The sequence below is a fragment of the Brevibacterium picturae genome (assembly GCF_900105045.1).
Classification (GTDB): domain Bacteria; phylum Actinomycetota; class Actinomycetes; order Actinomycetales; family Brevibacteriaceae; genus Brevibacterium; species Brevibacterium picturae.
The window spans coordinates 1-21,086 of record NZ_LT629739.1 but is presented as its reverse complement, the minus strand read 5'-3'; the positions used below and the strand labels follow the sequence as shown (position 1 = coordinate 21,086).

Here is a 21,086-nt window from a genome sequence, read left to right as displayed (position 1 = left end):
GACATGTCGTCCTCGTGACAGTGACCGCAGTGACTCAAAAGGACGCTCATGACGCAACCGTTGTATCCCAAGGTGTCGACCTCGGCCTTCGGCCTCAGTGCCTCGCCGAATTTCCCGGCCATCGAGGACGCCGTGCTCGATTACTGGAAACAGGACGACACGTTCCAAGCCTCGATCGATCAGCGCGACGCCGGCGAGAACGGTGAGAACGAGTTCGTCTTCTACGACGGTCCTCCCTTCGCCAACGGCCTGCCCCACTACGGTCACCTCCTGACCGGTTACGTCAAGGACGTCGTTCCCCGCTACCAGACGATGCGCGGCAAGAAGGTCGACCGCCGTTTCGGCTGGGACACCCACGGTCTTCCTGCGGAGCTCGAGGCCGAGCGTCAGCTGGGCATCACCGACAAATCCCAGATCAGCGGCATGGGACTGGCCGCCTTCAACGACGCCTGCCGGTCCTCCGTCCTGAAATACACGCAGGAATGGGAAGAATACGTGACCCGGCAGGGACGCTGGGTCGACTTCGACAACGACTACAAGACGCTCAACGTCGAATACATGGAAAGCGTGATCTGGGCGTTCAAACAGCTCTGGGACAAGGGCCTCGTCTACGAGGGCTACCGTGTCCTGCCCTATTGCTGGAAAGACCAGACCCCACTGTCGAACCACGAGCTGCGAATGGACGACGACGTCTACAAATCGCGCCAAGATCCTGCCGTGACCATCGGGTACAAACTCAAGGACTCCGACGAGTGGGTCCTGATCTGGACGACGACACCGTGGACAGTCCCCTCCAACCAGGCTGTGGCGGTCAATCCCGAGATCCCGCTGGCAGCAGTCGTCGCCGGTGAAGACGGTGCACAGGAGCTGCAGGGCAAGACCCTGATCCTCGCCGAGGCTCGCCTCGGCGCCTACGAGCGTGAGCTGGGCGAGAACCCCACGGTGCTGCGGACCTTCTCCGGCAGTGAGCTCCTGGGCCGCGAGTACGAGCCGCCGTTCCCGTACTTCGAGGGCCGCCAGGATGAGTTCGGCGAGCGGATGCACACCATCCTCGAAGCCGACTTCGTGACCACCGACGAAGGCACCGGAATCGTCCACCAGTCTCCGGCCTTCGGTGAAGAGGACAAGGACCTCACCGACTCCTACGGCATCACTGCGACCCGTCCGGTCGACGACGCCGGCTGCTTCGACTCCACTGTGGTCGACTACGCGGGCCAGCAGGTCTTCGACGCCAACAAGGCCATCATCAAGAACCTGCGCAACAGCACCGGCCCCTTGACCGGGCGTTCGGCTCTGCTCATCCGCCATGAATCCTACGAGCACTCCTACCCGCACTGCTGGCGCTGCCGCAATCCGCTGATCTACCGCGCCGTGTCCTCCTGGTTCGTGCGTGTCACCGAGTTCAAGGACCGTATGGTCGAACTCAACGAGCAGATCAACTGGGTGCCCGACAACGTCAAGCACGGGCAGTTCGGCAGATGGCTCGAGAACGCCCGCGACTGGTCGATCTCCCGCAACCGCTTCTGGGGTTCACCGATCCCGGTGTGGACCTCTGATGACCCTGCGTATCCGCGCACCGATGTGTACGGATCCCTGGCCGACATCGAAGCCGACTTCGGGCGTCTGCCGGTCAACGACCACGGTGAAGTCGACCTCCACCGCCCCTGGGTCGACGATCTGGTCCGGCCCAACCCCGATGATCCGACCGGTGCATCGATGATGCGCCGTATTCCTGAGATCTTCGACGTCTGGTTCGACTCGGGATCGATGAGCTACGCCCAGGTTCACTACCCATTCGAGAACTCGGAATGGTTCGACAACCACTTCCCGGCTGACTTCATCGTCGAGTATGTGGGACAGACTCGTGGCTGGTTCTACCTCCTGCATGTGCTCTCCACAGCGATCTTCGACCGACCCGCCTTCACCAACTGCATCTCCCACGGCATCGTTCTCGGATCCGACGGAGCGAAGATGTCGAAGTCGCTGCGCAACTACCCCGATGTCAACGAGGTCTTCGACCGTGACGGCTCCGATGCGATGCGCTGGTTCCTCATGGCCTCCTCCATCCTGCGCGGCGGCAACCTCGTCGTCACAGAACAGGGCATCCGCGACGGAGTGCGGCAGGTCGTTCTCCCGCTGTGGAACACCTGGCAGTTCTTCGCCACGTATTCCAACACCGCAGACGGAGCAGCCGGCCAAAAGGCCGGCTACCAGGCCGAAGCTCGTTACGACTCGAGCCAGGTCCTCGATCGATACCTGCTGGCGAAGACCCACGACCTGATCGCTCAGTTCTCAGATGCCATGGAAGGCCTTGACATCTGGGCAGCCTGCGAACTCGTGCGCAGCTACCTCGACATGCTCACCAACTGGTACGTGCGCCGGTCGCGGCGCCGCTTCTGGGACGGCACCGAGGCGACCCACGAGTCCTTCGACGTCTTCTACACCTGCCTCGAAGCCTTCTGCCGGGTCGCAGCCCCGCTGCTGCCATTCACCGTGGAAGAGATCTACCGCGGACTCACCGGCCAACGGTCGGTGCACCTGGCCGACTACCCGGACGCGGATCTGTTCCCGGCCGATGACGAGCTCGTCTCCGCAATGGATCTGACCCGCGACATCTGCTCAACAGCGTCGTCCGTACGCAAGGCCAACAAACTTCGGGTGCGCCTGCCTCTGGCCAAGCTCACCGTTGCCGATGACACCGACCTGGGCACCGAGTTCACCGACATCATCTCCGATGAGCTCAACGTCCGCGAGGTCGAGGTGCTCGACGTCGCCGAGGCCGAAGCCGCTGGATTCTCCTTGTCACAGACCCTCGTGATCAACGCCCGCGCCGCTGGCCCCCGACTGGGCAAACAGGTGCAGCAGGTGATCAAGGCCTCGAAGGCCGGCGATTGGTCGGTGGCCGAGGACGGCACCGTGACCAGTGGCGGAATCGACCTGGTCGAAGGCGAGTACACCTTGGACTCCGTAGCCGAATCCGGCACGGAGGGGATGGAGCTGGCAGCGCTGGACTCCGGCTTCCTGGCTCTCGACACGCGTGTCACCCCTGAGCTCGAAGCCGAAGGCGTGGCCCGTGACACCGTCCGCGCCATTCAGGGAATCCGCAAGCAGTTGGATCTGCACATCTCGGATCGGATCACGGTGACCATCGAGGCGGAGACGGATCTGGCCGCCGCGCTGGGAGCCCACCGGGACCTCATCGCCGGCGAGACACTGGCGGCTTCGCTCGATTTCGCTGCGGTTGACAGTGACGGGCAGGTCTTCACCCCGGAGGAGCTGCCGGCCGGAACACGACTCGCTGTGAGCCGAGCATGAGCGCGAAGGAGCGCGACGAGCAGTCTGAGTCCCAGCTCGTCCGCGTGTACGCAGCATTGCTGGCGCGAGCGGGGGAGACCCAGATCGAGGTCCGACTCGATGCGACCCGTCGGGCGTGCGAACTCCTCGGCGACATTCATCAGGCGGCGCCGGTCATCACCGTCACCGGGACCAACGGCAAGAGCTCGACCGCAGGGATGATCGACTCGATCGTGTCCGCCCACGACCTGAGAGTGGGCCGTTTCACCAGCCCGCATCTGCATTCGGTGACCGAGCGGATCTCCGTCGACGGAGGCCCCGTGTCGGCTGAGGCATTCGTGCGCATCCACGATGAGATCTCACCGGTTCTCGAGCTCGTCGACGCAGAGCTCGTCGCCGAGAACCGCGGAAAGCTGACCTTCTTCGAAGCACTGACGATCCTGGCCTTCGCCGTGTTCGCCGACGCCCCCGTCGACGTCGTCGTGACAGAAGTGGGAATGGGCGGCGAGTGGGATTCGACGAACGTCGCCGATGCTCAAGTCTGCGTCTTCACGACGATCGGTCTCGACCATCAGAAGTTCCTCGGCGACACACTCACCGAGATCGCCACCACCAAGGCGGGAATCCTCAATCGCAGTCTCGATCCTTCTCCGGCGCCGAATCCGGTGGCTGTCATCGGTGCACAGGCAGACGAGGCCCAGACGGCTTTGGACGCCGAGGTGGAACGTCGTCACGTTCTCGCCTTGACCGAGGAACAAAGCTTCCGTCTTCTTGACCGAACACGAGCGGTCGACGGGCAGCTCATCACCGTGCAGGGCATGCGCGATGTCTACACGGACATCTTCCTGCCTCTGCACGGCAGCCATCAGGCCCACAATGCCGCTGTGGCGCTGGTTGCGGCCGAGGCATTCCTCGGTGATGAGGACAAGCCGCTGGCCCTCGACACAGTGGCCGAGGGGCTGTCCCACGTGACGTCTCCCGGCCGTGCCGAGCTGGTCCGGACAGGTCCGGCAGTGGTCGTCGACGGGGCGCACAACCCCGACGCCGCCCATGTGCTGGCCGAGACCATCACCGAGGCGTTCGACTTCGACTACACTGTGATGGTCCTGGCGATGTTCGCTGACAAGGACGTCCACGGTGTCCTGGAGGAGCTGTATCGCAGCGCCGATGCGTTCGTCGTCAGTCAGGCACTGAACTCCCGCGCGATGGATGCCCACGAGCTTGCCGAGGCGGCCCGCGAATGGGTCGATGAGGACTCGGTGATCGAGACGCCGGATCTCAACGCAGCCCTGATGAAGGCCATCGACCTGGCGAACAGCTCGGGGGCGACGAGCCCAGGGATCGTCGTCACCGGTTCACTGCACACCGTCGCAGAGGCCCGTCTGCTGCTCGGCAAGGAGGACTGAGCCGTGAAATCGAAGTTCCCCGTCCTCTGCGGCTCGATTCTCATCTGCGAACTCTTCATCGTCTATTTCGCGGTGCTCACCGCCTACGGTCTCGAGGTGAAGGCCGCCGAGTCGCTGTCTCTGGGCCAGCTTCTGCTCGGCGCTTCGGTGATCGCGGTTCTCGCGATCGTGTCTGCCGTGCTCCTGCCGCGGCGGATCGGACAGAAGCGCCCCGGCGTGGCACTGGGATGGGTCGTGCAGATCCTCCTGCTGTCGTCCGGGTTCATCGTCACCTCGATGTTCTTCGTCGCAGCGATCTTCATCGCCATGTGGGCGGTGACGGTGTACTGGTCGGCGAGGATCGACAGGGAAGTGGCTGCACGCGCCTGAACCGCCTCGGCGGCTGGACGCAGCGAACACAACGGCGGGTAAACTGTGACCGCCGATCATTGCACAAACGAAAAGGACCGGAATGGAACGCACTCTCATCCTCATCAAGCCCGACGGCGTCGCACGAGGACTCGTGGGACAGATCCTCGCTCGCATCGAAGCCAAGGGATATGCCATAGACGCTCTGTCGCTGCGGACCGCGACCGCGGATGAACTCTCCGCGCATTACGCAGAGCATGAGGGCAAGCCCTTCTACCAGCCCCTCGTCGACTTCATGTCCGAAGGACCGATCGTCTCGCTCATCGCCTCCGGTCAGGGAGTGATCCCCGGGTTCCGTTCGCTGGCAGGGGCCACCGATCCCACGGCCGCGGCGCCGGGCACGATTCGCGGCGATCTGGGTCGTGACTGGGGAGAGAAGGTCCAGAAGAACCTCGTCCACGGCTCCGATTCGACCGAATCGGCCGAACGAGAGGTCGGAATCTGGTTCCCCGCCTGATAGGACTCAGCGCACGAGCGCGGGTGTCCTGCTGCAGATCTTCGCAAGGAGAGTCTGCGGCAGGGCACCCGCGCTCTTTGTCATGTGCTGTTCAGAACATGGTCGAGAAGTAGTTCCAGAACTGGACGACGATGCAGGCAGCGATGATGAGCATCCACAGGACGAAGATCGCGACGTTCTCCTTGGCCAGGACTCTGGCGATCGGATTCCGTGCGATGCCGGCACCGAAATTGCCCGCGAGGGCGTTGTGGGCGGTCACGGCGACGAACATTGGAATCGTCATCGTCCACACCACCATGCACCACGGGCAGCCGACGCCGATGACGTAGATCGAGATGTAGAACAGGAACATGACGAGAGCGGTGCCCAGTGCCAGCCCGATGTTGAGTCCGACCATGACCCATCCCGGAATCTTGGCCCCGGCGATGAGCAACACGCCGAGCAGCAACGGAAATATGAAAGCCCCGATTCCTAGGAGCTGATTGGGGAACCCGAACAGCTGACTTTCGGCCGCTTCCATGACCGAACCGCAAGAGAAGAACGGGTTGAGGTCGCAGGAGAGCACGACGTTCGGGTTCTCCAACTTCGCATACTTCTCGACGGCGAGGGCGAAGGAGGCCAGGAAGCCCACGACGGATCCGACGATGAGGAAAATGCCGAGCGTCGTCGGCCGCAGCACCCAGGATCGGGCCCGCGGCACGTTGTCGATGTCGTCGTCAGTAAGAGCATCTGCGGTATTCACACTCCAAGAATGCCTCCCCGGGCACCGAGCGGCAAACGGGCGAACTGAGATTTGTCACAGACTAGGGTGACGCAGACCACAGAGAGCTCGGTTCGTCCGAAGCACTTCGGCTGATCTGTGACATAATAGTGCGACGGATACTTGTTCTCACACCGAACAGGAGAAGTGCCTCCACCGAGTCGAGGGTACGACCTCGCAGGTCGACACCAAGAAGAGGCAGCACCGAGGGCCTACGCGCTGAGCGCGAGCCGGAAGTGCCATCCACAAGTTTCGGTCCGACTTGGACCATGCAAGGATCCGAAGATCCGTGGGGTGTGGACGGAGTCTTCGGTCTGGGAGAAATGATGAATGACGCGTCGAACGACGGAAGCGAAGCAACAGAGGGCATCCTCGCGGACCTGGCTAATCTGCAGCAGTCGGTGAACACAGCAGACTCCTCTCATGAGGACGTCGACGACAGCATCAGAGAGAAGCTCGATGACATTGCGGAGGCCGCGGAGTCTCTGCGCATTCCCGAGCCGAACGATGATGACTCGGACGACGACGATGAGGACGCCCCCGAGCCGAAACGCGGTACGCCGAAGAAGGCCCGTGACGCAGTGGCGAACAGAGGACTCGTCTTCGAACAGTTCGTCCGAGACTCCGCAGATGATGCACAGAACAGCGTTCGGGGCAGGGGCGAGGACGATCGCTCTGAAGCCGATGAGAACAGGCCCGCAGACTCTGCCGCGGACGATGATTCCTCGGCTCCAGCCCCCGCCTTCGATCCGCGCAACCCCTTCGCCGCACCGACTGCCCAACCCGCGCCCGCCCCAAGCAGTGCCCCTGCCGTGCCGCACGACGGCGGATTGATCTTCCAAGTGCCCAAGGCCGAGCTCGCTCAGCCCGTCCAGGTCGAGAACGACGCCGACGACGATGACGACGACCCAGACTTCTCCGATTCATCCGACGACGACAGGAACCGATCGAAGCACGACGGCTCCGACGACAACGATTCGAATGACTCCAACGATTCGAATGATTCCGGGGGCCGTCGCCGTCGCCGCGGTGGCCGTGGCCGCCGCTCTCGCGGACGCGAGGACAATGGGAGTGACTCCGACTCCGACGATTCGTCATCCGCCGGAGACGATTCGGCCGACGATGATTCCGAGTCCCGCTCGAACAGTCGTGACTCACGCTCCGGCAATCGCTCGGACAAGAAGACTCAGCAGGCAGACTCGAACAAGTCTGGAGATGCCAAACCCTCTGAGGACAAAAACTCTGACCAGCAGGCGGAGAAGTCCAACGACTCCGCCGATGACGAAAACGACGATGATGACGACAACGGTTCTCGTCGTCGCCGCCGTCGTCGTTCGCGCTCACGCGGCACGGACAACGATGAAGTGACCTCGCTGAAGGGCTCAACGCGACTCGAGGCCAAACGGCAGCGCCGTAAGGAGGGTCGCGAAGCCGGCCGCCGTCGGCCCGTCATCACCGAGGCTGAATTCCTCGCCCGCCGCGAATCGGTTGATCGGACCATGCTGGTGCGTGAGAGCGGCGAACAGACACAGCTGGTCGTCGTGGAAGACGGGATCACCGTCGAGCACTACCTCAAGGAGAACCGTGCACAGTCCTCCCTGATCGGCAACGTCTACCTCGGCAAGGTGCAGAACGTGCTTCCGAGCATGGAAGCCGCATTCATCGACATCGGCAAGGGTCGCAACGCTGTGCTCTACGCCGGAGAGGTCAATTGGGACGCTCTTGGCATGGACGGCAAGGCACGCCGCATCGAGGTTGCACTCAGCCCCGGCGACGCGGTTCTCGTTCAGGTCACCAAGGACCCGATCGGACACAAAGGTGCTCGCCTGACCAGCCAGATCTCCCTGCCCGGACGCTTCCTCGTTTACGTGCCGGGAAACTCGATGACCGGCATCTCGCGCAAGCTGCCCGACGTTGAGCGCAACCGCTTGAAGAAGCTGCTCAAGGAACTCGTCGGCGACTCGAACGGAGTCATCGTGCGCACCGCAGCCGAAGGCGCAACCGACAAGGAACTCGGCAGAGACGTCGAACGATTGGCCAAACGATGGGAGACCATCGAGAAGAAGTCGAAGTCGACGAAGGTCCTTGCCCCCCAGCTGCTCTACAGCGAGCCGGATATGATCGTGCGGATCATTCGCGATGTCTTCAATGAAGACTTCTCATCCCTCGTCATCGACGGTGACGGCGCCTGGAACACCATTCACGAATATGTCGAGGCCGTGGCACCGGACCTTCTCGAACGCGTTCACCGCTACAGCGAGGATGAAGGCATCTTCGATCACTACCGTGTCGAAGAGCAGGTGCAGAAGGCGCTGCAGCGCACCGTGAACCTGCCGTCGGGCGGCTCTCTGGTCATCGACCGGACCGAAGCCATGACGGTCATCGATGTCAACACCGGCAAGTTCACCGGTTCGGGTGGAAACCTCGAAGAGACCGTGACTCGCAACAACCTCGAAGCGGCTGAGGAAGTCATCCGGCAGGTGCGCCTGCGTGACATCGGCGGCATCATCGTCGTCGACTTCATCGACATGGTCCTCGAGTCGAACCGGGATCTCGTCGTGCGCCGACTCGTCGAATGCCTGGGACGCGACAGGACCAAGCATCAGGTCGCCGAGGTGACCTCTCTGGGGCTCGTGCAGATGACACGCAAGCGCATCGGCACCGGGCTTGCCGAGTCCCTGGTCAGCGCCGGGGCCGACCTGTCCGGCCGCGGACTGCTGCTGCCGGGTTCAGAAGAGGACGGCTCGAAGGCGCACCACGGCAATCGGTCCTCGAACAACGACAGCTCGAACAGCAAACGTGATCGAAAGCGTCGCGGAGACAACAAGCCGTCGTCGTCGAAGGCCAGCGATTCCGCCGGCCAACCCGATGCCGCGACCAACGACGCCTCACGGTCGGCCGTTGCCGCCATCGCCAAGGCCACGATGAAGAAGGGCGAGACCGAGTCCAAGGACACTGGCAAGGCAAAGGACGCATCGGTGTCGAACGACTCCGAGCAGTCGCCGAGCACCGACAGCTCTGACGAATCGCGTGGCAGCGAGTCCACCGATGCGAACGGCAGCAGCAAGTCCGGTCGGTCGCGTACCCGCACGAGCAGGAGGCGGTCGAACTCACAGACTGCCGAAACGTCTGAGCCGGCCCAGAACAAGCCGGCACCGGACAAGCCGGCCCAGAAAAAGCCGGAAGTCCCTGCTGCCGAGCTTCCGCTGATGATCGGAGGCGACACTGCGACCAAGGTGGCCACGGCCGAGCCGGTCAAGGCCGCTCCGCGACGGAAGCCGGCTGCCAAGGCCGAGCCCAAGGATGAGTCAGCCCAGGAGTCATTGCCGACCTCGTTCGTCATCATCGGCGAAGACTGAACACATCGAAGGCAGTCGTCTGACTGACCCGAGCGTACAGAGAAGAGGCGTCCCGACACCGATCATTCCGATCGGCGGCGGGACGCCCCTTCTCTGTGCTGATGCAGTTCAGCTGCCGGATTCCTGATTCCTCGTTGTGCTGATCGTCGGTTGAGCTGCCTGATCGCCGCAGAGGACGATCATCAGGTTCGACACGAGATCGCTGCGTTCGAGCTGACCGAGCTTGACGATTCCACGCCCCTCGATCTGCTCGATGGCGGTCTCGACCATACCGACAGCACCCTCGACGATGAGCTGACGCGCTGCCACCACGGCCGTCGCCTGCTGGCGCTGGAGCATCGCACGCGCGATCTCAGCCGCGTACGCGAGCTGTGTGATGCGGGATTCGATGACGGTCACGCCCGCGGCAGCTACACGTGCAGCGACCTCGTTGGACACCTTCGACGTGATCTCATCGGCATTGTCGTGCAACGACATCCGGCGCGGATCCGAAGAGTCGTAGGCATAGGAGTTCGCGATGTGGCGCACGGCGGTCTCAGCCTGAATGGCGACGAACTCTTCGAAGTCATCGACCTCGAACAGGGCCTGAGCGGTGTCTTGAACCTGCCAGACGACCACGGCTCCGATCTCGAGCGGATTGCCGTCGAGGTCGTTGACCTTGAGCGTGGAGGTTTCGTGGTTCCGAATGCGCGTGGAGACCTGAATCTTCCAATACAGGGGATTGACGAAACGCAGACCCGACTGGCGCACAGTGCCGACGTACCTCCCATAGAGCTGGAGGACGACAGCATTGCCCGGAGCCACAGAAGTGCATCCCTTGAACATGAACATCGCGGCGATGAAACAGAGCACGGCCACCACGATGAGGATGACGCCGACCACAGCCTGGGCAACCGTCATGATGAGACCGAACACCGCAAGCAGGAGTGCCAGGAGGAGCAGAATCACGGCGCCGACGATGGCGAAGTATCCGGAAACACCCCCTGCAGGGCTTTCCCTGACCCGTTCGCCCTCCGGCGAGGCGATTCGCCGGCGCGGATCAGGAGGACCTCCGGGCAGCCCTTGCGGTCGCCGCTGCTGCGGGGGCTGCTGCGAACCATTCTGCTGACCGGGGACAGGCTGCTGACGACGCCTCGGGTCCGGGCGCCCTCCTTGGTGGGCTCCCGGCTACTGCGGCGGCGGGGGAGGATCGTGTTGGTTGGGGTTCTGAGTCATGCTGTCAGTCTAAGACACAGAGTGAGACGTGCATCTCATAGGCGCCCTGATGATGTGATGCAGATAACAGTTGGATAACTGTATTCGAGTAGGGCGTATTAGTGCTTGCTACCTGCATGGGGGTACGGCAGGTTATTGCACCATGAACACTTTGCTACTGGCAGCAGATGCCCCCAAATCTCCAGTTGATGATGCGATCAACTCCTGGTTCGATCCGATCGCCACCTTCTTCGGCGGGATCATCTTCTTTCCCATCACCCTCGGCCCGATCTCATTCCCCTTCGTCGTCCTCTGGCTCATCGCTGCGGCACTGATCTTCAGCATCTACTTCGGCTTCATCCAGTTCCGCGGATTCAAGGTCTCCCTCGATGTCATTCGAGGCAAATACTCGTCCAAGAACGATCCCGGCGAAATCACGCATTTCCAGGCGCTGGCCTCCGCGCTGTCAGGCACAGTCGGCCTCGGCAACATCGCCGGCGTCGGTGTGGCGATCGCCCTCGGCGGGCCCGGTGCCACCTTCTGGATGATCATCGCCGGTCTTCTCGGCATGTGCACGAAATTCGTCGAGTGCACACTGGGCGTGAAATATCGTGAGATCGACGCAGACGGTGTCGTCTACGGCGGTCCCTTCAAGTATCTTCCCATCGCGTTCCGCAAGTTCTCGAAGCCGGTTGCTTCGGTTCTCACCGGCATCTTCGCAGTCTCCATCCTCATCTTCGGCGTTGTCGGCGGTGGCATGTTCCAGGCCAACCAGACCTTTGCTCAGGTCCGCACCGCCACTGGCGGCTCTGAAGGCTTCCTCGCCGGCCCCTGGGCGTCACTGATCTTCGGAATCATCTTCGCCGTTCTGGTCGGTCTCGTCATCCTCGGCGGAATCCGTTCGATCGCACACGTCACCGACAAGCTCGTGCCCGCTATGGGAATCTTCTACGTGATTTCCTGCCTCCTCGTTCTGGGCATCAACTTCCCCCAGATCCCGATGGCCTTCGGGGAGATCATCTCGGGCGCGTTCAATCCGCAGGGAATCGCCGGCGGCATCGTCGGCGTCATGATCATCGGCTTCCAGCGCTCGGCCTTCTCCAACGAGGCCGGCATCGGCTCGGCACCCATCGCCCACTCCGCAGTCAAGACGCGTCGGCCCATCTCGGAAGGCTTCGTTGCGCTGCTCGAGCCCTTCGTCGACACGGTCATCGTCTGCACCATGACCGCGCTGACCATCATCGTCGCGAACCAGCCCTCCTACACCAATGATCTCGGTGAAGGTGAGATCGGCGGCGTGGCCCTGGCCTCGGATGCCTTCTCCACAGTTGCGAGCTGGTATCCGGTGCTCCTGGCGATCGCGGTGGCCCTCTTCGCATTCTCCACACTCATCACCTGGGCCTACTACGGTGAGCGAGCCTGGGCCTACCTCTTCGGCAAGTCGAACGGCGCGGCTACAGTCTTCCGCGTCCTCGTCTGCGTGTTCGTCGTCATCGGCTGCATCGCGAGCTTCAGCAAGGTCGTCGAGTTCGCCGATGCTGCGCTGTTCCTCTGTGCGTTCATCAACATCCTCGGCCTGTACATGCTGATGCCGGTGGTGAAGAAGGAGATGAAGAAATACCTGGCCGATCGCAAGGCCGGTACTCTCAGCGATCCCGACACCAAGGACGCCGTGCCGGTGGACCAGCCCGCCTGAGTCCAGCCGTCCTCTGAAGCCGACACCTGAGACCGATTCCGTGCCTTTGCATGGGGTCGGTCTCAGCGCGGCGACGAAGGAACGCCACGAGTCTCGTTAGACTGGTGCACGTGGATCAGATCAACGACAAGACACGTGCCCAGGAGCGACTGTTGGAACTGCGCGGAAGCATTGACAACATTGACGCAGCGCTCATCCATCTGCTCGCCGAGAGGTTCAAGCTCACAGAGACGGTCGGTGAGCTGAAGGCCGACCACGGCCTGCCTCCCGCCGACCCTGAGCGAGAGAGCAGGCAGGTCGCCCACCTTCGCGAATTGGCTGAAGATGCGCACCTGGACCCGGAATTCGCAGAGAAGTTCCTGACGTTCATCGTCGCCGAGGTGATCCGTCATCACGAAAGGATCGCGGAGACCCGAGAGGCCTGAGCTCGCAGTCCCTCACGGTTTGCCGATCGTCGGTCGAGTCCATTAGACTTGACCGTCGGTGCGTACGACGCACCACGGCTGGTGATTCCTCTCAATGGGACACCCGAAGAAGTTCTTCTTCGGGAGCCAAGGGATCAACCGCCGTTCGTTTGTGTATGAACAGAAAGGGTTCGACCATGGTCTATGCCATTGTCCGTGCCGGTGGCCATCAGGAAAAGGTCAGCGTCGGCGACATCATCACAGTTAACCGAATGAAGGCGAAGGCCGGGGACAGCGTCGATCTCGACGCCGTCCTCCTCGTCGACGGTGAGACTGTCACGACCGACGTCGACGCCCTGTCGAAGGTTGCGGTCAGCGCAGAGGTCGTCAACGAACTCCGCGGTCCCAAGATCATCATTCAGAAATACAAGAACAAGACCGGTTACAAGAAGCGTCAGGGCCACCGCCAGGACCTCACCCGTCTGAAGATCACGAACATCAAGTAAGAGGAGACTTCACATGTCAAGCAAAAAGGGAGTCAGCTCGTCCCGCAACGGTCGCGACTCGAACCCGCAGTACCTCGGTGTGAAGCGCTTCGGCGGACAGGTTGTTAAAGCCGGAGAGATCATCGTTCGCCAGCGCGGAACCAAGTTCCACCCAGGTGCCAACGTCGGACGCGGCGGAGACGACACACTCTTCGCACTGTCGGCAGGCGCCGTGGAATTCGGTAAACGCAATGGTCGCAAGATCGTCAACATCGTCGGCGCTTGATCGACGAGTTCTGTTTTTCCCCTCTTAGGGGTCCATGAAGGGTGAGTCTCGAGACTCACCCTTCATCTGATATAAGGACATTATGGCCACCGAGTTCATAGATCGTGTCACCGTCCATCTTTCCGCCGGGGACGGCGGCAACGGATGCGCCTCGATCAGGCGCGAGAAGTTCAAACCTCTCGGCGGACCTGACGGCGCCGACGGAGGGCAGGGCGGCGACATCAAATTCGTCGTCGACTCACAGACCACCACGCTGCTGCCGCTGCACCACCGTCCGCATCTGAACGCGAACGACGGCGGCATCGGCAAAGGCGATCTGCGCCATGGTGCAGACGGCGGGGACCTCATCATCGCCGTCCCCGACGGCACGGTCGTGAAGAACCAGAACGGCGACATCATCGCCGACCTCGTCGAGGCCGGAACCGAATACGTTGCTGCCGCGGGCGGTCGCGGCGGACTCGGCAACGCGGCATTGGCGTCATCGAAGCGCAAGGCACCGGGGTTCGCGCTGCTGGGCGAACCGGGCGAAAGCCTGAGCCTGGTGCTGGAACTCAAGACCATCGCGGACATCGCACTCGTCGGCTACCCCTCAGCCGGCAAGTCAAGTCTCATCGCCGCGCTGTCAGAGGCGAAACCGAAGATCGCGGACTATCCGTTCACCACACTCGCGCCCAACCTCGGCGTGGTCCAGGCCGGAGATGTCCGCTACACGATCGCCGATGTTCCGGGACTCATCCCTGGAGCCTCCGAAGGCAAGGGCCTGGGGCTTGAGTTCCTCCGTCACGTCGAACGCTGTGCCGCGCTGATCCATGTCGTCGACATGGCGACCTGGGAGCCGGGACGTGATCCCGTCTCGGACCTGACGATCATCGAGTCGGAGCTGGCTGCATATGCGGTCGACCTCGACGACGGAACTGGGCTGCTGCCCCTGTCCGAACGTCCCAAGCTCGTGGCGCTCAACAAGGTCGACATCCCCGACGGCCACGACCTGGCCGACATCGTCCGCCCCGATCTGGAGGCCGCCGGGTATCGCGTGTTCGAGATCTCCGCAGTCAGCCACGCCGGCCTGCGAGAGCTGTCCTTCGCAATGGCTCAGCTCGTCACAGCCGAGCGTGAGCGCCGTGCAGAATTCGAGGCGACCCCGCAGCGTGTCGTCATCCGTCCCAAGGCTGTCGACGACCGTGGGTTCGAAGTCCGGGCGGAAAAAGACGCCGAGGGACCCATCTTCCGCGTTCTCGGCGTCAAACCCGAACGATGGGTGCGGCAGACCGACTTCGCCAATGACGAGGCAGTCGGTTACCTGTCCGATCGTCTCGACAGGCTCGGAGTCGAAGATTCGCTGTTCAAGGCCGGTGCGAAGCCCGGTGACACGATCGTCGTCGGCGGAGACGACGGCGACGTCTCGATTGACGACACGCTGCGGGGTCGCCTCGAATTCTGCACGGCGCTCACGCTCGGCTGTGACGAGCTGAGCCATTGCGAAGGACAGCTCTCGCAGGCCGGCGTGGCTGACTGCGGAGATCTCGAACACGCGATACCCGGCGGCCTCCAGATCGGGGCGGACGATGTCGGCCAGGTCGTGGCCGTCGGGGATGTCGACCTTGTTGAGCGCCACGAGCTTGGGACGTTCGGACAGGGGCAGCAGCCCAGTTCCGTCGTCGAGGTCGACCGCATATGCAGCCAGCTCCGACTCGATGATCGTCAGGTCCGAGACGGGATCACGTCCCGGCTCCCAGGTCGCCATGTCGACGACATGGATCAGCGCGGCACAGCGTTCGACGTGACGGAGGAACTCAAGCCCCAGGCCCTTGCCTTCGGAGGCTCCAGGGATGAGTCCCGGAACATCGGCGATCGTGTAGCGGACATCTCCGGCCTGGACCACGCCGAGGTTGGGCGCGAGTGTGGTGAACGGATAGTCCGCGATCTTCGGTTTCGCCTCTGACAGCGCGGCGATGAGACTTGACTTGCCGGCTGAGGGGTAGCCGACGAGTGCGATGTCCGCGATGGTCTTGAGTTCCAGCACCAGGCTCAGGCTTTCGCCCGGTTCGCCCAGCAGCGCGAACCCCGGTGCCTTGCGCTTCGATGACGCCAATGCCGCGTTGCCGAGTCCGCCGCGACCGCCCGCGGCAGCAACGTATTCGGTTCCGGCCTCGACGAGGTCGGCGATGATGTCGCCGTTCTGGTTCTTCACGACCGTGCCGTCGGGGACGGCGATGATGAGGTCCCCGCCGTCTGCACCATGGCGCAGATCGCCTTTGCCGATGCCGCCGTCGTTCGCGTTCAGATGCGGACGGTGGTGCAGCGGCAGCAGCGTGGTGGTCTGTGAGTCGACGACGAATTTGATGTCGCCGCCCTGCCCTCCGTCGGCGCCGTCAGGTCCGCCGAGAGGTTTGAACTTCTCGCGCCTGATCGAGGCGCATCCGTTGCCGCCGTCCCCGGCGGAAAGATGGACGGTGACACGATCTATGAACTCGGTGGCCATAATGTCCTTATATCAGATGAAGGGTGAGTCTCGAGACTCACCCTTCATGGACCCCTAAGAGGGGAAAAAACAGAACTCGTCGATCAAGCGCCGACGATGTTGACGATCTTGCGACCATTGCGTTTACCGAATTCCACGGCGCCTGCCGACAGTGCGAAGAGTGTGTCGTCTCCGCCGCGTCCGACGTTGGCACCTGGGTGGAACTTGGTTCCGCGCTGGCGAACGATGATCTCTCCGGCTTTAACAACCTGTCCGCCGAAGCGCTTCACACCGAGGTACTGCGGGTTCGAGTCGCGACCGTTGCGGGACGAGCTGACTCCCTTTTTGCTTGACATGTGAAGTCTCCTCTTACTTGATGTTCGTGATCTTCAGACGGGTGAGGTCCTGGCGGTGGCCCTGACGCTTCTTGTAACCGGTCTTGTTCTTGTATTTCTGAATGATGATCTTGGGACCGCGGAGTTCGTTGACGACCTCTGCGCTGACCGCAACCTTCGACAGGGCGTCGACGTCGGTCGTGACAGTCTCACCGTCGACGAGGAGGACGGCGTCGAGATCGACGCTGTCCCCGGCCTTCGCCTTCATTCGGTTAACTGTGATGATGTCGCCGACGCTGACCTTTTCCTGATGGCCACCGGCACGGACAATGGCATAGACCATGGTCGAACCCTTTCTGTTCATACACAAACGAACGGCGGTTGATCCCTTGGCTCCCGAAGAAGAACTTTCTTCGGGTGTCCCATTGAGAGGAATCACCAGCCGTGGTGCGTCGTACGCACCGACGGTCAAGTCTAATGGACTCGACCGACGATCGGCAAACCGTGAGGGACTGCGAGCTCAGGCCTCTCGGGTCTCCGCGATCCTTTCGTGATGACGGATCACCTCGGCGACGATGAACGTCAGGAACTTCTCTGCGAATTCCGGGTCCAGGTGCGCATCTTCAGCCAATTCGCGAAGGTGGGCGACCTGCCTGCTCTCTCGCTCAGGGTCGGCGGGAGGCAGGCCGTGGTCGGCCTTCAGCTCACCGACCGTCTCTGTGAGCTTGAACCTCTCGGCGAGCAGATGGATGAGCGCTGCGTCAATGTTGTCAATGCTTCCGCGCAGTTCCAACAGTCGCTCCTGGGCACGTGTCTTGTCGTTGATCTGATCCACGTGCACCAGTCTAACGAGACTCGTGGCGTTCCTTCGTCGCCGCGCTGAGACCGACCCCATGCAAAGGCACGGAATCGGTCTCAGGTGTCGGCTTCAGAGGACGGCTGGACTCAGGCGGGCTGGTCCACCGGCACGGCGTCCTTGGTGTCGGGATCGCTGAGAGTACCGGCCTTGCGATCGGCCAGGTATTTCTTCATCTCCTTCTTCACCACCGGCATCAGCATGTACAGGCCGAGGATGTTGATGAACGCACAGAGGAACAGCGCAGCATCGGCGAACTCGACGACCTTGCTGAAGCTCGCGATGCAGCCGATGACGACGAACACGCAGACGAGGACGCGGAAGACTGTAGCCGCGCCGTTCGACTTGCCGAAGAGGTAGGCCCAGGCTCGCTCACCGTAGTAGGCCCAGGTGATGAGTGTGGAGAATGCGAAGAGGGCCACCGCGATCGCCAGGAGCACCGGATACCAGCTCGCAACTGTGGAGAAGGCATCCGAGGCCAGGGCCACGCCGCCGATCTTCACCTTCACCGAGATCATTGGTGTAGGAGGGCTGGTTCGCGACGATGATGGTCAGCGCGGTCATGGTGCAGACGATGACCGTGTCGACGAAGGGCTCGAGCAGCGCAACGAAGCCTTCCGAGATGGGCCGACGCGTCTTGACTGCGGAGTGGGCGATGGGTGCCGAGCCGATGCCGGCCTCGTTGGAGAAGGCCGAGCGCTGGAAGCCGATGATCATGACGCCGACGATGCCGCCGGCGATTCCCTGCGGATTGAACGCGCCCGAGATGATCTCCCCGAAGGCCATCGGGATCTGGGGAAGTTGATGCCCAGAACGAGGAGGCAGGAAATCACGTAGAAGATTCCCATAGCGGGCACGAGCTTGTCGTGACGTGTGCGATCGAACGGATTCCGCCGAGGATGACGAGACCGACCAGAACGGCGAAGATGATTCCGAAGATCAGTGACGCCCAGGGGCCGGCGAGGAAGCCTTCAGAGCCGCCAGTGGCGGTGCGGACCTGAGCAAAGGTCTGGTTGGCCTGGAACATGCCACCGCCGACAACGCCGAAGATGAGGATGGAGACTGCGAAGATGCCGGTGAGAACCGAAGCAACCGGCTTCGAGAACTTGCGGAACGCGATGGGAAGATACTTGAAGGGACCGCCGTAGACGACACCGTCTGCGTCGATCTCACGATATTTCACGCCCAGTGTGCACTCGACGAATTTCGTGCACATGCCGAGAAGACCGGCGATGATCATCCAGAAGGTGGCACCGGGCCCGCCGAGGGCGATCGCCACACCGACGCCGGCGATGTTGCCGAGGCCGACTGTGCCTGACAGCGCGGAGGCCAGCGCCTGGAAATGCGTGATTTCGCCGGGATCGTTCTTGGACGAGTATTTGCCTCGAATGACATCGAGGGAGACCTTGAATCCGCGGAACTGGATGAAGCCGAAGTAGATGCTGAAGATCAGTGCCGCAGCGATGAGCCAGAGGACGACGAAGGGGAATGAGATCGGGCCGAGGGTGATGGGAAAGAAGATGATCCCGCCGAAGAAGGTGGCGATCGGATCGAACCAGGAGTTGATCGCATCATCAACTGGAGATTTGGGGGCATCTGCTGCCAGTAGCAAAGTGTTCATGGTGCAATAACCTGCCGTACCCCCATGCAGGTAGCAAGCACTAATACGCCCTACTCGAATACAGTTATCCAACTGTTATCTGCATCACATCATCAGGGCGCCTATGAGATGCACGTCTCACTCTGTGTCTTAGACTGACAGCATGACTCAGAACCCCAACCAACACGATCCTCCCCCGCCGCCGCAGTAGCCGGAGCCCACCAAGGAGGGCGCCCGGACCCGAGGCGTCGTCAGCAGCCTGTCCCCGGTCAGCAGAATGGTTCGCAGCAGCCCCCGCAGCAGCGGCGACCGCAAGGGCTGCCCGGAGGTCCTCCTGATCCGCGCCGGCGAATCGCCTCGCCGGAGGGCGAACGGGTCAGGGAAAGCCCTGCAGGGGGTGTTTCCGGATACTTCGCCATCGTCGGCGCCGTGATTCTGCTCCTCCTGGCACTCCTGCTTGCGGTGTTCGGTCTCATCATGACGGTTGCCCAGGCTGTGGTCGGCGTCATCCTCATCGTGGTGGCCGTGCTCTGTTTCATCGCCGCGATGTTCATGTTCAAGGGATGCACTTCTGTGGCTCCGGGCAATGCTGTCGTCCTCCAGCTCTATGGGAGGTACGTCGGCACTGTGCGCCAGTCGGGTCTGCGTTTCGTCAATCCCCTGTATTGGAAGATTCAGGTCTCCACGCGCATTCGGAACCACGAAACCTCCACGCTCAAGGTCAACGACCTCGACGGCAATCCGCTCGAGATCGGAGCCGTGGTCGTCTGGCAGGTTCAAGACACCGCTCAGGCCCTGTTCGAGGTCGATGACTTCGAAGAGTTCGTCGCCATTCAGGCTGAGACCGCCGTGCGCCACATCGCGAACTCCTATGCCTACGACTCTTCGGATCCGCGCCGGATGTCGTTGCACGACAATGCCGATGAGATCACGTCGAAGGTGTCCAACGAGGTCGCTGCACGTGTAGCTGCCGCGGGCGTGACCGTCATCGAATCCCGCATCACACAGCTCGCGTACGCGGCTGAGATCGCGCGTGCGATGCTCCAGCGCCAGCAGGCGACGGCCGTGGTGGCAGCGCGTCAGCTCATCGTCGAGGGTGCTGTCGGTATGGTCGAGACCGCCATCGAGCAGATCGAGGGGCGTGGAATCGTCAAGCTCGGTCAGCTCGAACGCAGCGATCTCGTGTCGAACCTGATGATCGTCCTCTGCGGCGATCAGGCAGCTCAACCGACGATCAGCACAACGAGGAATCAGGAATCCGGCAGCTGAACTGCATCAGCACAGAGAAGGGGCGTCCCGCCGCCGATCGGAATGATCGGTGTCGGGACGCCTCTTCTCTGTACGCTCGGGTCAGTCAGACGACTGCCTTCGATGTGTTCAGTCTTCGCCGATGATGACGAACGAGGTCGGCAATGACTCCTGGGCTGACTCATCCTTGGGCTCGGCCTTGGCAGCCGGCTTCCGTCGCGGAGCGGCCTTGACCGGCTCGGCCGTGGCCACCTTGGTCGCAGTGTCGCCTCCGATCATCAGCGGAAGCTCGGCAGCAGGGACTTCCGGCTTTTTCTGGGCCGGCTTGTCCGGTGCCGGCTTGTTCTGGGCCGGCTCAGACGTTTCGGCAGTCTGTGAGTTCGACCGCCTCCTGCTCGTGCGGGTACGCGACCGACCGGACTTGCTGCTGCCGTTCGCATCGGTGGACTCGCTGCCACGCGATTCGTCAGAGCTGTCGGTGCTCGGCGACTGCTCGGAGTCGTTCGACACCGATGCGTCCTTTGCCTTGCCAGTGTCCTTGGACTCGGTCTCGCCCTTCTTCATCGTGGCCTTGGCGATGGCGGCAACGGCCGACCGTGAGGCGTCGTTGGTCGCGGCATCGGGTTGGCCGGCGGAATCGCTGGCCTTCGACGACGACGGCTTGTTGTCTCCGCGACGCTTTCGATCACGTTTGCTGTTCGAGCTGTCGTTGTTCGAGGACCGATTGCCGTGGTGCGCCTTCGAGCCGTCCTCTTCTGAACCCGGCAGCAGCAGTCCGCGGCCGGACAGGTCGGCCCCGGCGCTGACCAGGGACTCGGCAAGCCCGGTGCCGATGCG

Annotated in this window: 17 protein-coding genes and 4 pseudogenes; 11 read left to right on the top strand and 10 right to left on the bottom strand. The window is 62.3% G+C overall.

Translation table 11 applies throughout. From position 1 onward, the window contains the following. Positions 1–48 precede the first annotated feature (48 nt). The 4 genes from ileS to ndk all read left to right on the top strand — a co-directional run bounded on the left by ileS (position 49) and on the right by ndk (position 5,565). Positions 49–3,315, top strand: coding sequence for an isoleucine--tRNA ligase (gene ileS / locus BLT92_RS00095; RefSeq protein ID WP_092101601.1), 3,267 nt, complete (start codon positions 49–51; stop codon positions 3,313–3,315). Further along, on the top strand, positions 3,312–4,700 hold the full coding sequence (locus BLT92_RS00090; RefSeq protein WP_092101598.1) for a bifunctional folylpolyglutamate synthase/dihydrofolate synthase: 1,389 nt from the start codon (positions 3,312–3,314) through the stop codon (positions 4,698–4,700). The genes ileS and BLT92_RS00090 overlap by 4 nt, the downstream gene beginning before the upstream one ends. 3 nt (positions 4,701–4,703) lie before the next feature. Next, positions 4,704–5,069 (top strand): DUF4233 domain-containing protein, encoded by a 366-nt coding sequence (locus tag BLT92_RS00085; RefSeq protein WP_092101595.1) that lies wholly within the window; start codon positions 4,704–4,706, stop codon positions 5,067–5,069. A gap of 82 nt (positions 5,070–5,151) precedes the next feature. Next, complete coding sequence (gene ndk, locus BLT92_RS00080) at positions 5,152–5,565, top strand: nucleoside-diphosphate kinase (RefSeq protein WP_092101590.1); 414 nt, start codon at positions 5,152–5,154, stop codon at positions 5,563–5,565. A 91-nt stretch (positions 5,566–5,656) separates the two neighbouring features. Here the strand turns inward: ndk and BLT92_RS00075 are convergent, their stop codons facing one another. After that, entirely contained in the window at positions 5,657–6,307 is a 651-nt protein-coding gene (locus BLT92_RS00075) for a vitamin K epoxide reductase family protein (RefSeq protein WP_092101587.1), read from the bottom strand. Positions 6,308–6,594: 287 nt separating this feature from the next. Here BLT92_RS00075 and BLT92_RS00070 point away from each other — a divergent pair, with 287 nt between their 5' ends. Next, entirely contained in the window at positions 6,595–9,684 is a 3,090-nt protein-coding gene (locus tag BLT92_RS00070; RefSeq protein ID WP_231938943.1) for an Rne/Rng family ribonuclease, read from the top strand. A 108-nt stretch (positions 9,685–9,792) separates the two neighbouring features. Here the strand turns inward: BLT92_RS00070 and BLT92_RS00065 are convergent, their stop codons facing one another. Next, the gene (locus tag BLT92_RS00065) at positions 9,793–10,632 is read right to left on the bottom strand and encodes an SPFH domain-containing protein (RefSeq protein ID WP_231938940.1); all 840 of its coding nucleotides are present in this window, start codon (positions 10,630–10,632) and stop codon (positions 9,793–9,795) included. Between the two features lie 409 nt (positions 10,633–11,041). On the opposite strand from BLT92_RS00065, the gene BLT92_RS00060 reads away from it, so the two are divergent. From BLT92_RS00060 to obgE (BLT92_RS00040), 5 genes and pseudogenes are all read left to right on the top strand, one after another. Next, complete coding sequence (locus tag BLT92_RS00060; RefSeq protein WP_092101584.1) at positions 11,042–12,574, top strand: alanine/glycine:cation symporter family protein; 1,533 nt, start codon at positions 11,042–11,044, stop codon at positions 12,572–12,574. A gap of 110 nt (positions 12,575–12,684) precedes the next feature. Continuing rightward, positions 12,685–12,999, top strand: a complete 315-nt coding sequence (locus BLT92_RS00055) for a chorismate mutase (RefSeq protein WP_092101578.1) — start codon at positions 12,685–12,687, stop codon at positions 12,997–12,999. A 176-nt stretch (positions 13,000–13,175) separates the two neighbouring features. Then, positions 13,176–13,484: a 50S ribosomal protein L21 gene (gene rplU / locus BLT92_RS00050; RefSeq protein WP_092101582.1), complete on the top strand. Its 309-nt coding sequence runs from the start codon at positions 13,176–13,178 to the stop codon at positions 13,482–13,484. Between the two features lie 13 nt (positions 13,485–13,497). Further along, on the top strand, positions 13,498–13,749 hold the full coding sequence (gene rpmA, locus BLT92_RS00045; protein WP_009884168.1) for a 50S ribosomal protein L27: 252 nt from the start codon (positions 13,498–13,500) through the stop codon (positions 13,747–13,749). A gap of 82 nt (positions 13,750–13,831) precedes the next feature. After that, a pseudogene (obgE, locus tag BLT92_RS00040) lies at positions 13,832–15,151 on the top strand (GTPase ObgE); the annotation flags it as partial. A 9-nt stretch (positions 15,152–15,160) separates the two neighbouring features. On the opposite strand, the pseudogene obgE (BLT92_RS00035) reads toward obgE (BLT92_RS00040), so the two are convergent. From obgE (BLT92_RS00035) to BLT92_RS21165, 7 genes and pseudogenes are all read right to left on the bottom strand, one after another. Then, positions 15,161–16,231, bottom strand: a pseudogene (gene obgE / locus BLT92_RS00035) (GTPase ObgE); the annotation flags it as partial. Positions 16,232–16,314: 83 nt separating this feature from the next. Then, on the bottom strand, positions 16,315–16,566 hold the full coding sequence (gene rpmA, locus BLT92_RS00030) for a 50S ribosomal protein L27 (protein ID WP_009884168.1): 252 nt from the start codon (positions 16,564–16,566) through the stop codon (positions 16,315–16,317). A gap of 13 nt (positions 16,567–16,579) precedes the next feature. Next, positions 16,580–16,888, bottom strand: coding sequence for a 50S ribosomal protein L21 (gene rplU, locus BLT92_RS00025; protein WP_092101582.1), 309 nt, complete (start codon positions 16,886–16,888; stop codon positions 16,580–16,582). 177 nt (positions 16,889–17,065) lie between these two features. After that, positions 17,066–17,380 (bottom strand): chorismate mutase, encoded by a 315-nt coding sequence (locus BLT92_RS00020; RefSeq protein WP_092101578.1) that lies wholly within the window; start codon positions 17,378–17,380, stop codon positions 17,066–17,068. Positions 17,381–17,490: 110 nt separating this feature from the next. Next, the gene (locus BLT92_RS21175; RefSeq protein ID WP_407922868.1) at positions 17,491–17,919 is read right to left on the bottom strand and encodes an alanine:cation symporter family protein; all 429 of its coding nucleotides are present in this window, start codon (positions 17,917–17,919) and stop codon (positions 17,491–17,493) included. Positions 17,920–18,004: 85 nt separating this feature from the next. Further along, positions 18,005–18,187, bottom strand: a pseudogene (locus tag BLT92_RS21170) (alanine:cation symporter family protein); the annotation flags it as partial. Between the two features lie 43 nt (positions 18,188–18,230). Beyond that, on the bottom strand, positions 18,231–19,022 hold the full coding sequence (locus BLT92_RS21165; RefSeq protein WP_407922867.1) for an alanine:cation symporter family protein: 792 nt from the start codon (positions 19,020–19,022) through the stop codon (positions 18,231–18,233). A gap of 408 nt (positions 19,023–19,430) precedes the next feature. On the opposite strand from BLT92_RS21165, the gene BLT92_RS00010 reads away from it, so the two are divergent. Next, complete coding sequence (locus BLT92_RS00010; protein WP_231938940.1) at positions 19,431–20,270, top strand: SPFH domain-containing protein; 840 nt, start codon at positions 19,431–19,433, stop codon at positions 20,268–20,270. Between the two features lie 108 nt (positions 20,271–20,378). Here BLT92_RS00010 and BLT92_RS00005 read toward each other — a convergent pair. Next, a pseudogene (locus BLT92_RS00005) lies at positions 20,379–21,086 on the bottom strand (Rne/Rng family ribonuclease); the annotation flags it as partial.

What these genes read in the sequence shown, in the direction of transcription:
- ileS (WP_092101601.1), top strand. Translation starts at nt 49, where the DNA reads ATGACGCAACCGTTGTATCCCAAGGTGTCGACCTCGGCCTTCGGCCTC.
- BLT92_RS00090 (WP_092101598.1), top strand. Translation starts at nt 3,312, where the DNA reads ATGAGCGCGAAGGAGCGCGACGAGCAGTCTGAGTCCCAGCTCGTCCGC.
- ndk (WP_092101590.1), top strand. Translation starts at nt 5,152, where the DNA reads ATGGAACGCACTCTCATCCTCATCAAGCCCGACGGCGTCGCACGAGGA.
- BLT92_RS00070 (WP_231938943.1), top strand. Translation starts at nt 6,595, where the DNA reads ATGCAAGGATCCGAAGATCCGTGGGGTGTGGACGGAGTCTTCGGTCTG.
- BLT92_RS00060 (WP_092101584.1), top strand. Translation starts at nt 11,042, where the DNA reads ATGAACACTTTGCTACTGGCAGCAGATGCCCCCAAATCTCCAGTTGAT.
- rplU (WP_092101582.1), top strand. Translation starts at nt 13,176, where the DNA reads ATGGTCTATGCCATTGTCCGTGCCGGTGGCCATCAGGAAAAGGTCAGC.
- rpmA (WP_009884168.1), top strand. Translation starts at nt 13,498, where the DNA reads ATGTCAAGCAAAAAGGGAGTCAGCTCGTCCCGCAACGGTCGCGACTCG.
- rpmA (WP_009884168.1), bottom strand. Translation starts at nt 16,566, where the DNA reads ATGTCAAGCAAAAAGGGAGTCAGCTCGTCCCGCAACGGTCGCGACTCG.
- rplU (WP_092101582.1), bottom strand. Translation starts at nt 16,888, where the DNA reads ATGGTCTATGCCATTGTCCGTGCCGGTGGCCATCAGGAAAAGGTCAGC.
- BLT92_RS21175 (WP_407922868.1), bottom strand. Translation starts at nt 17,919, where the DNA reads ATGATCTCGGTGAAGGTGAAGATCGGCGGCGTGGCCCTGGCCTCGGAT.
- BLT92_RS21165 (WP_407922867.1), bottom strand. Translation starts at nt 19,022, where the DNA reads ATGAACACTTTGCTACTGGCAGCAGATGCCCCCAAATCTCCAGTTGAT.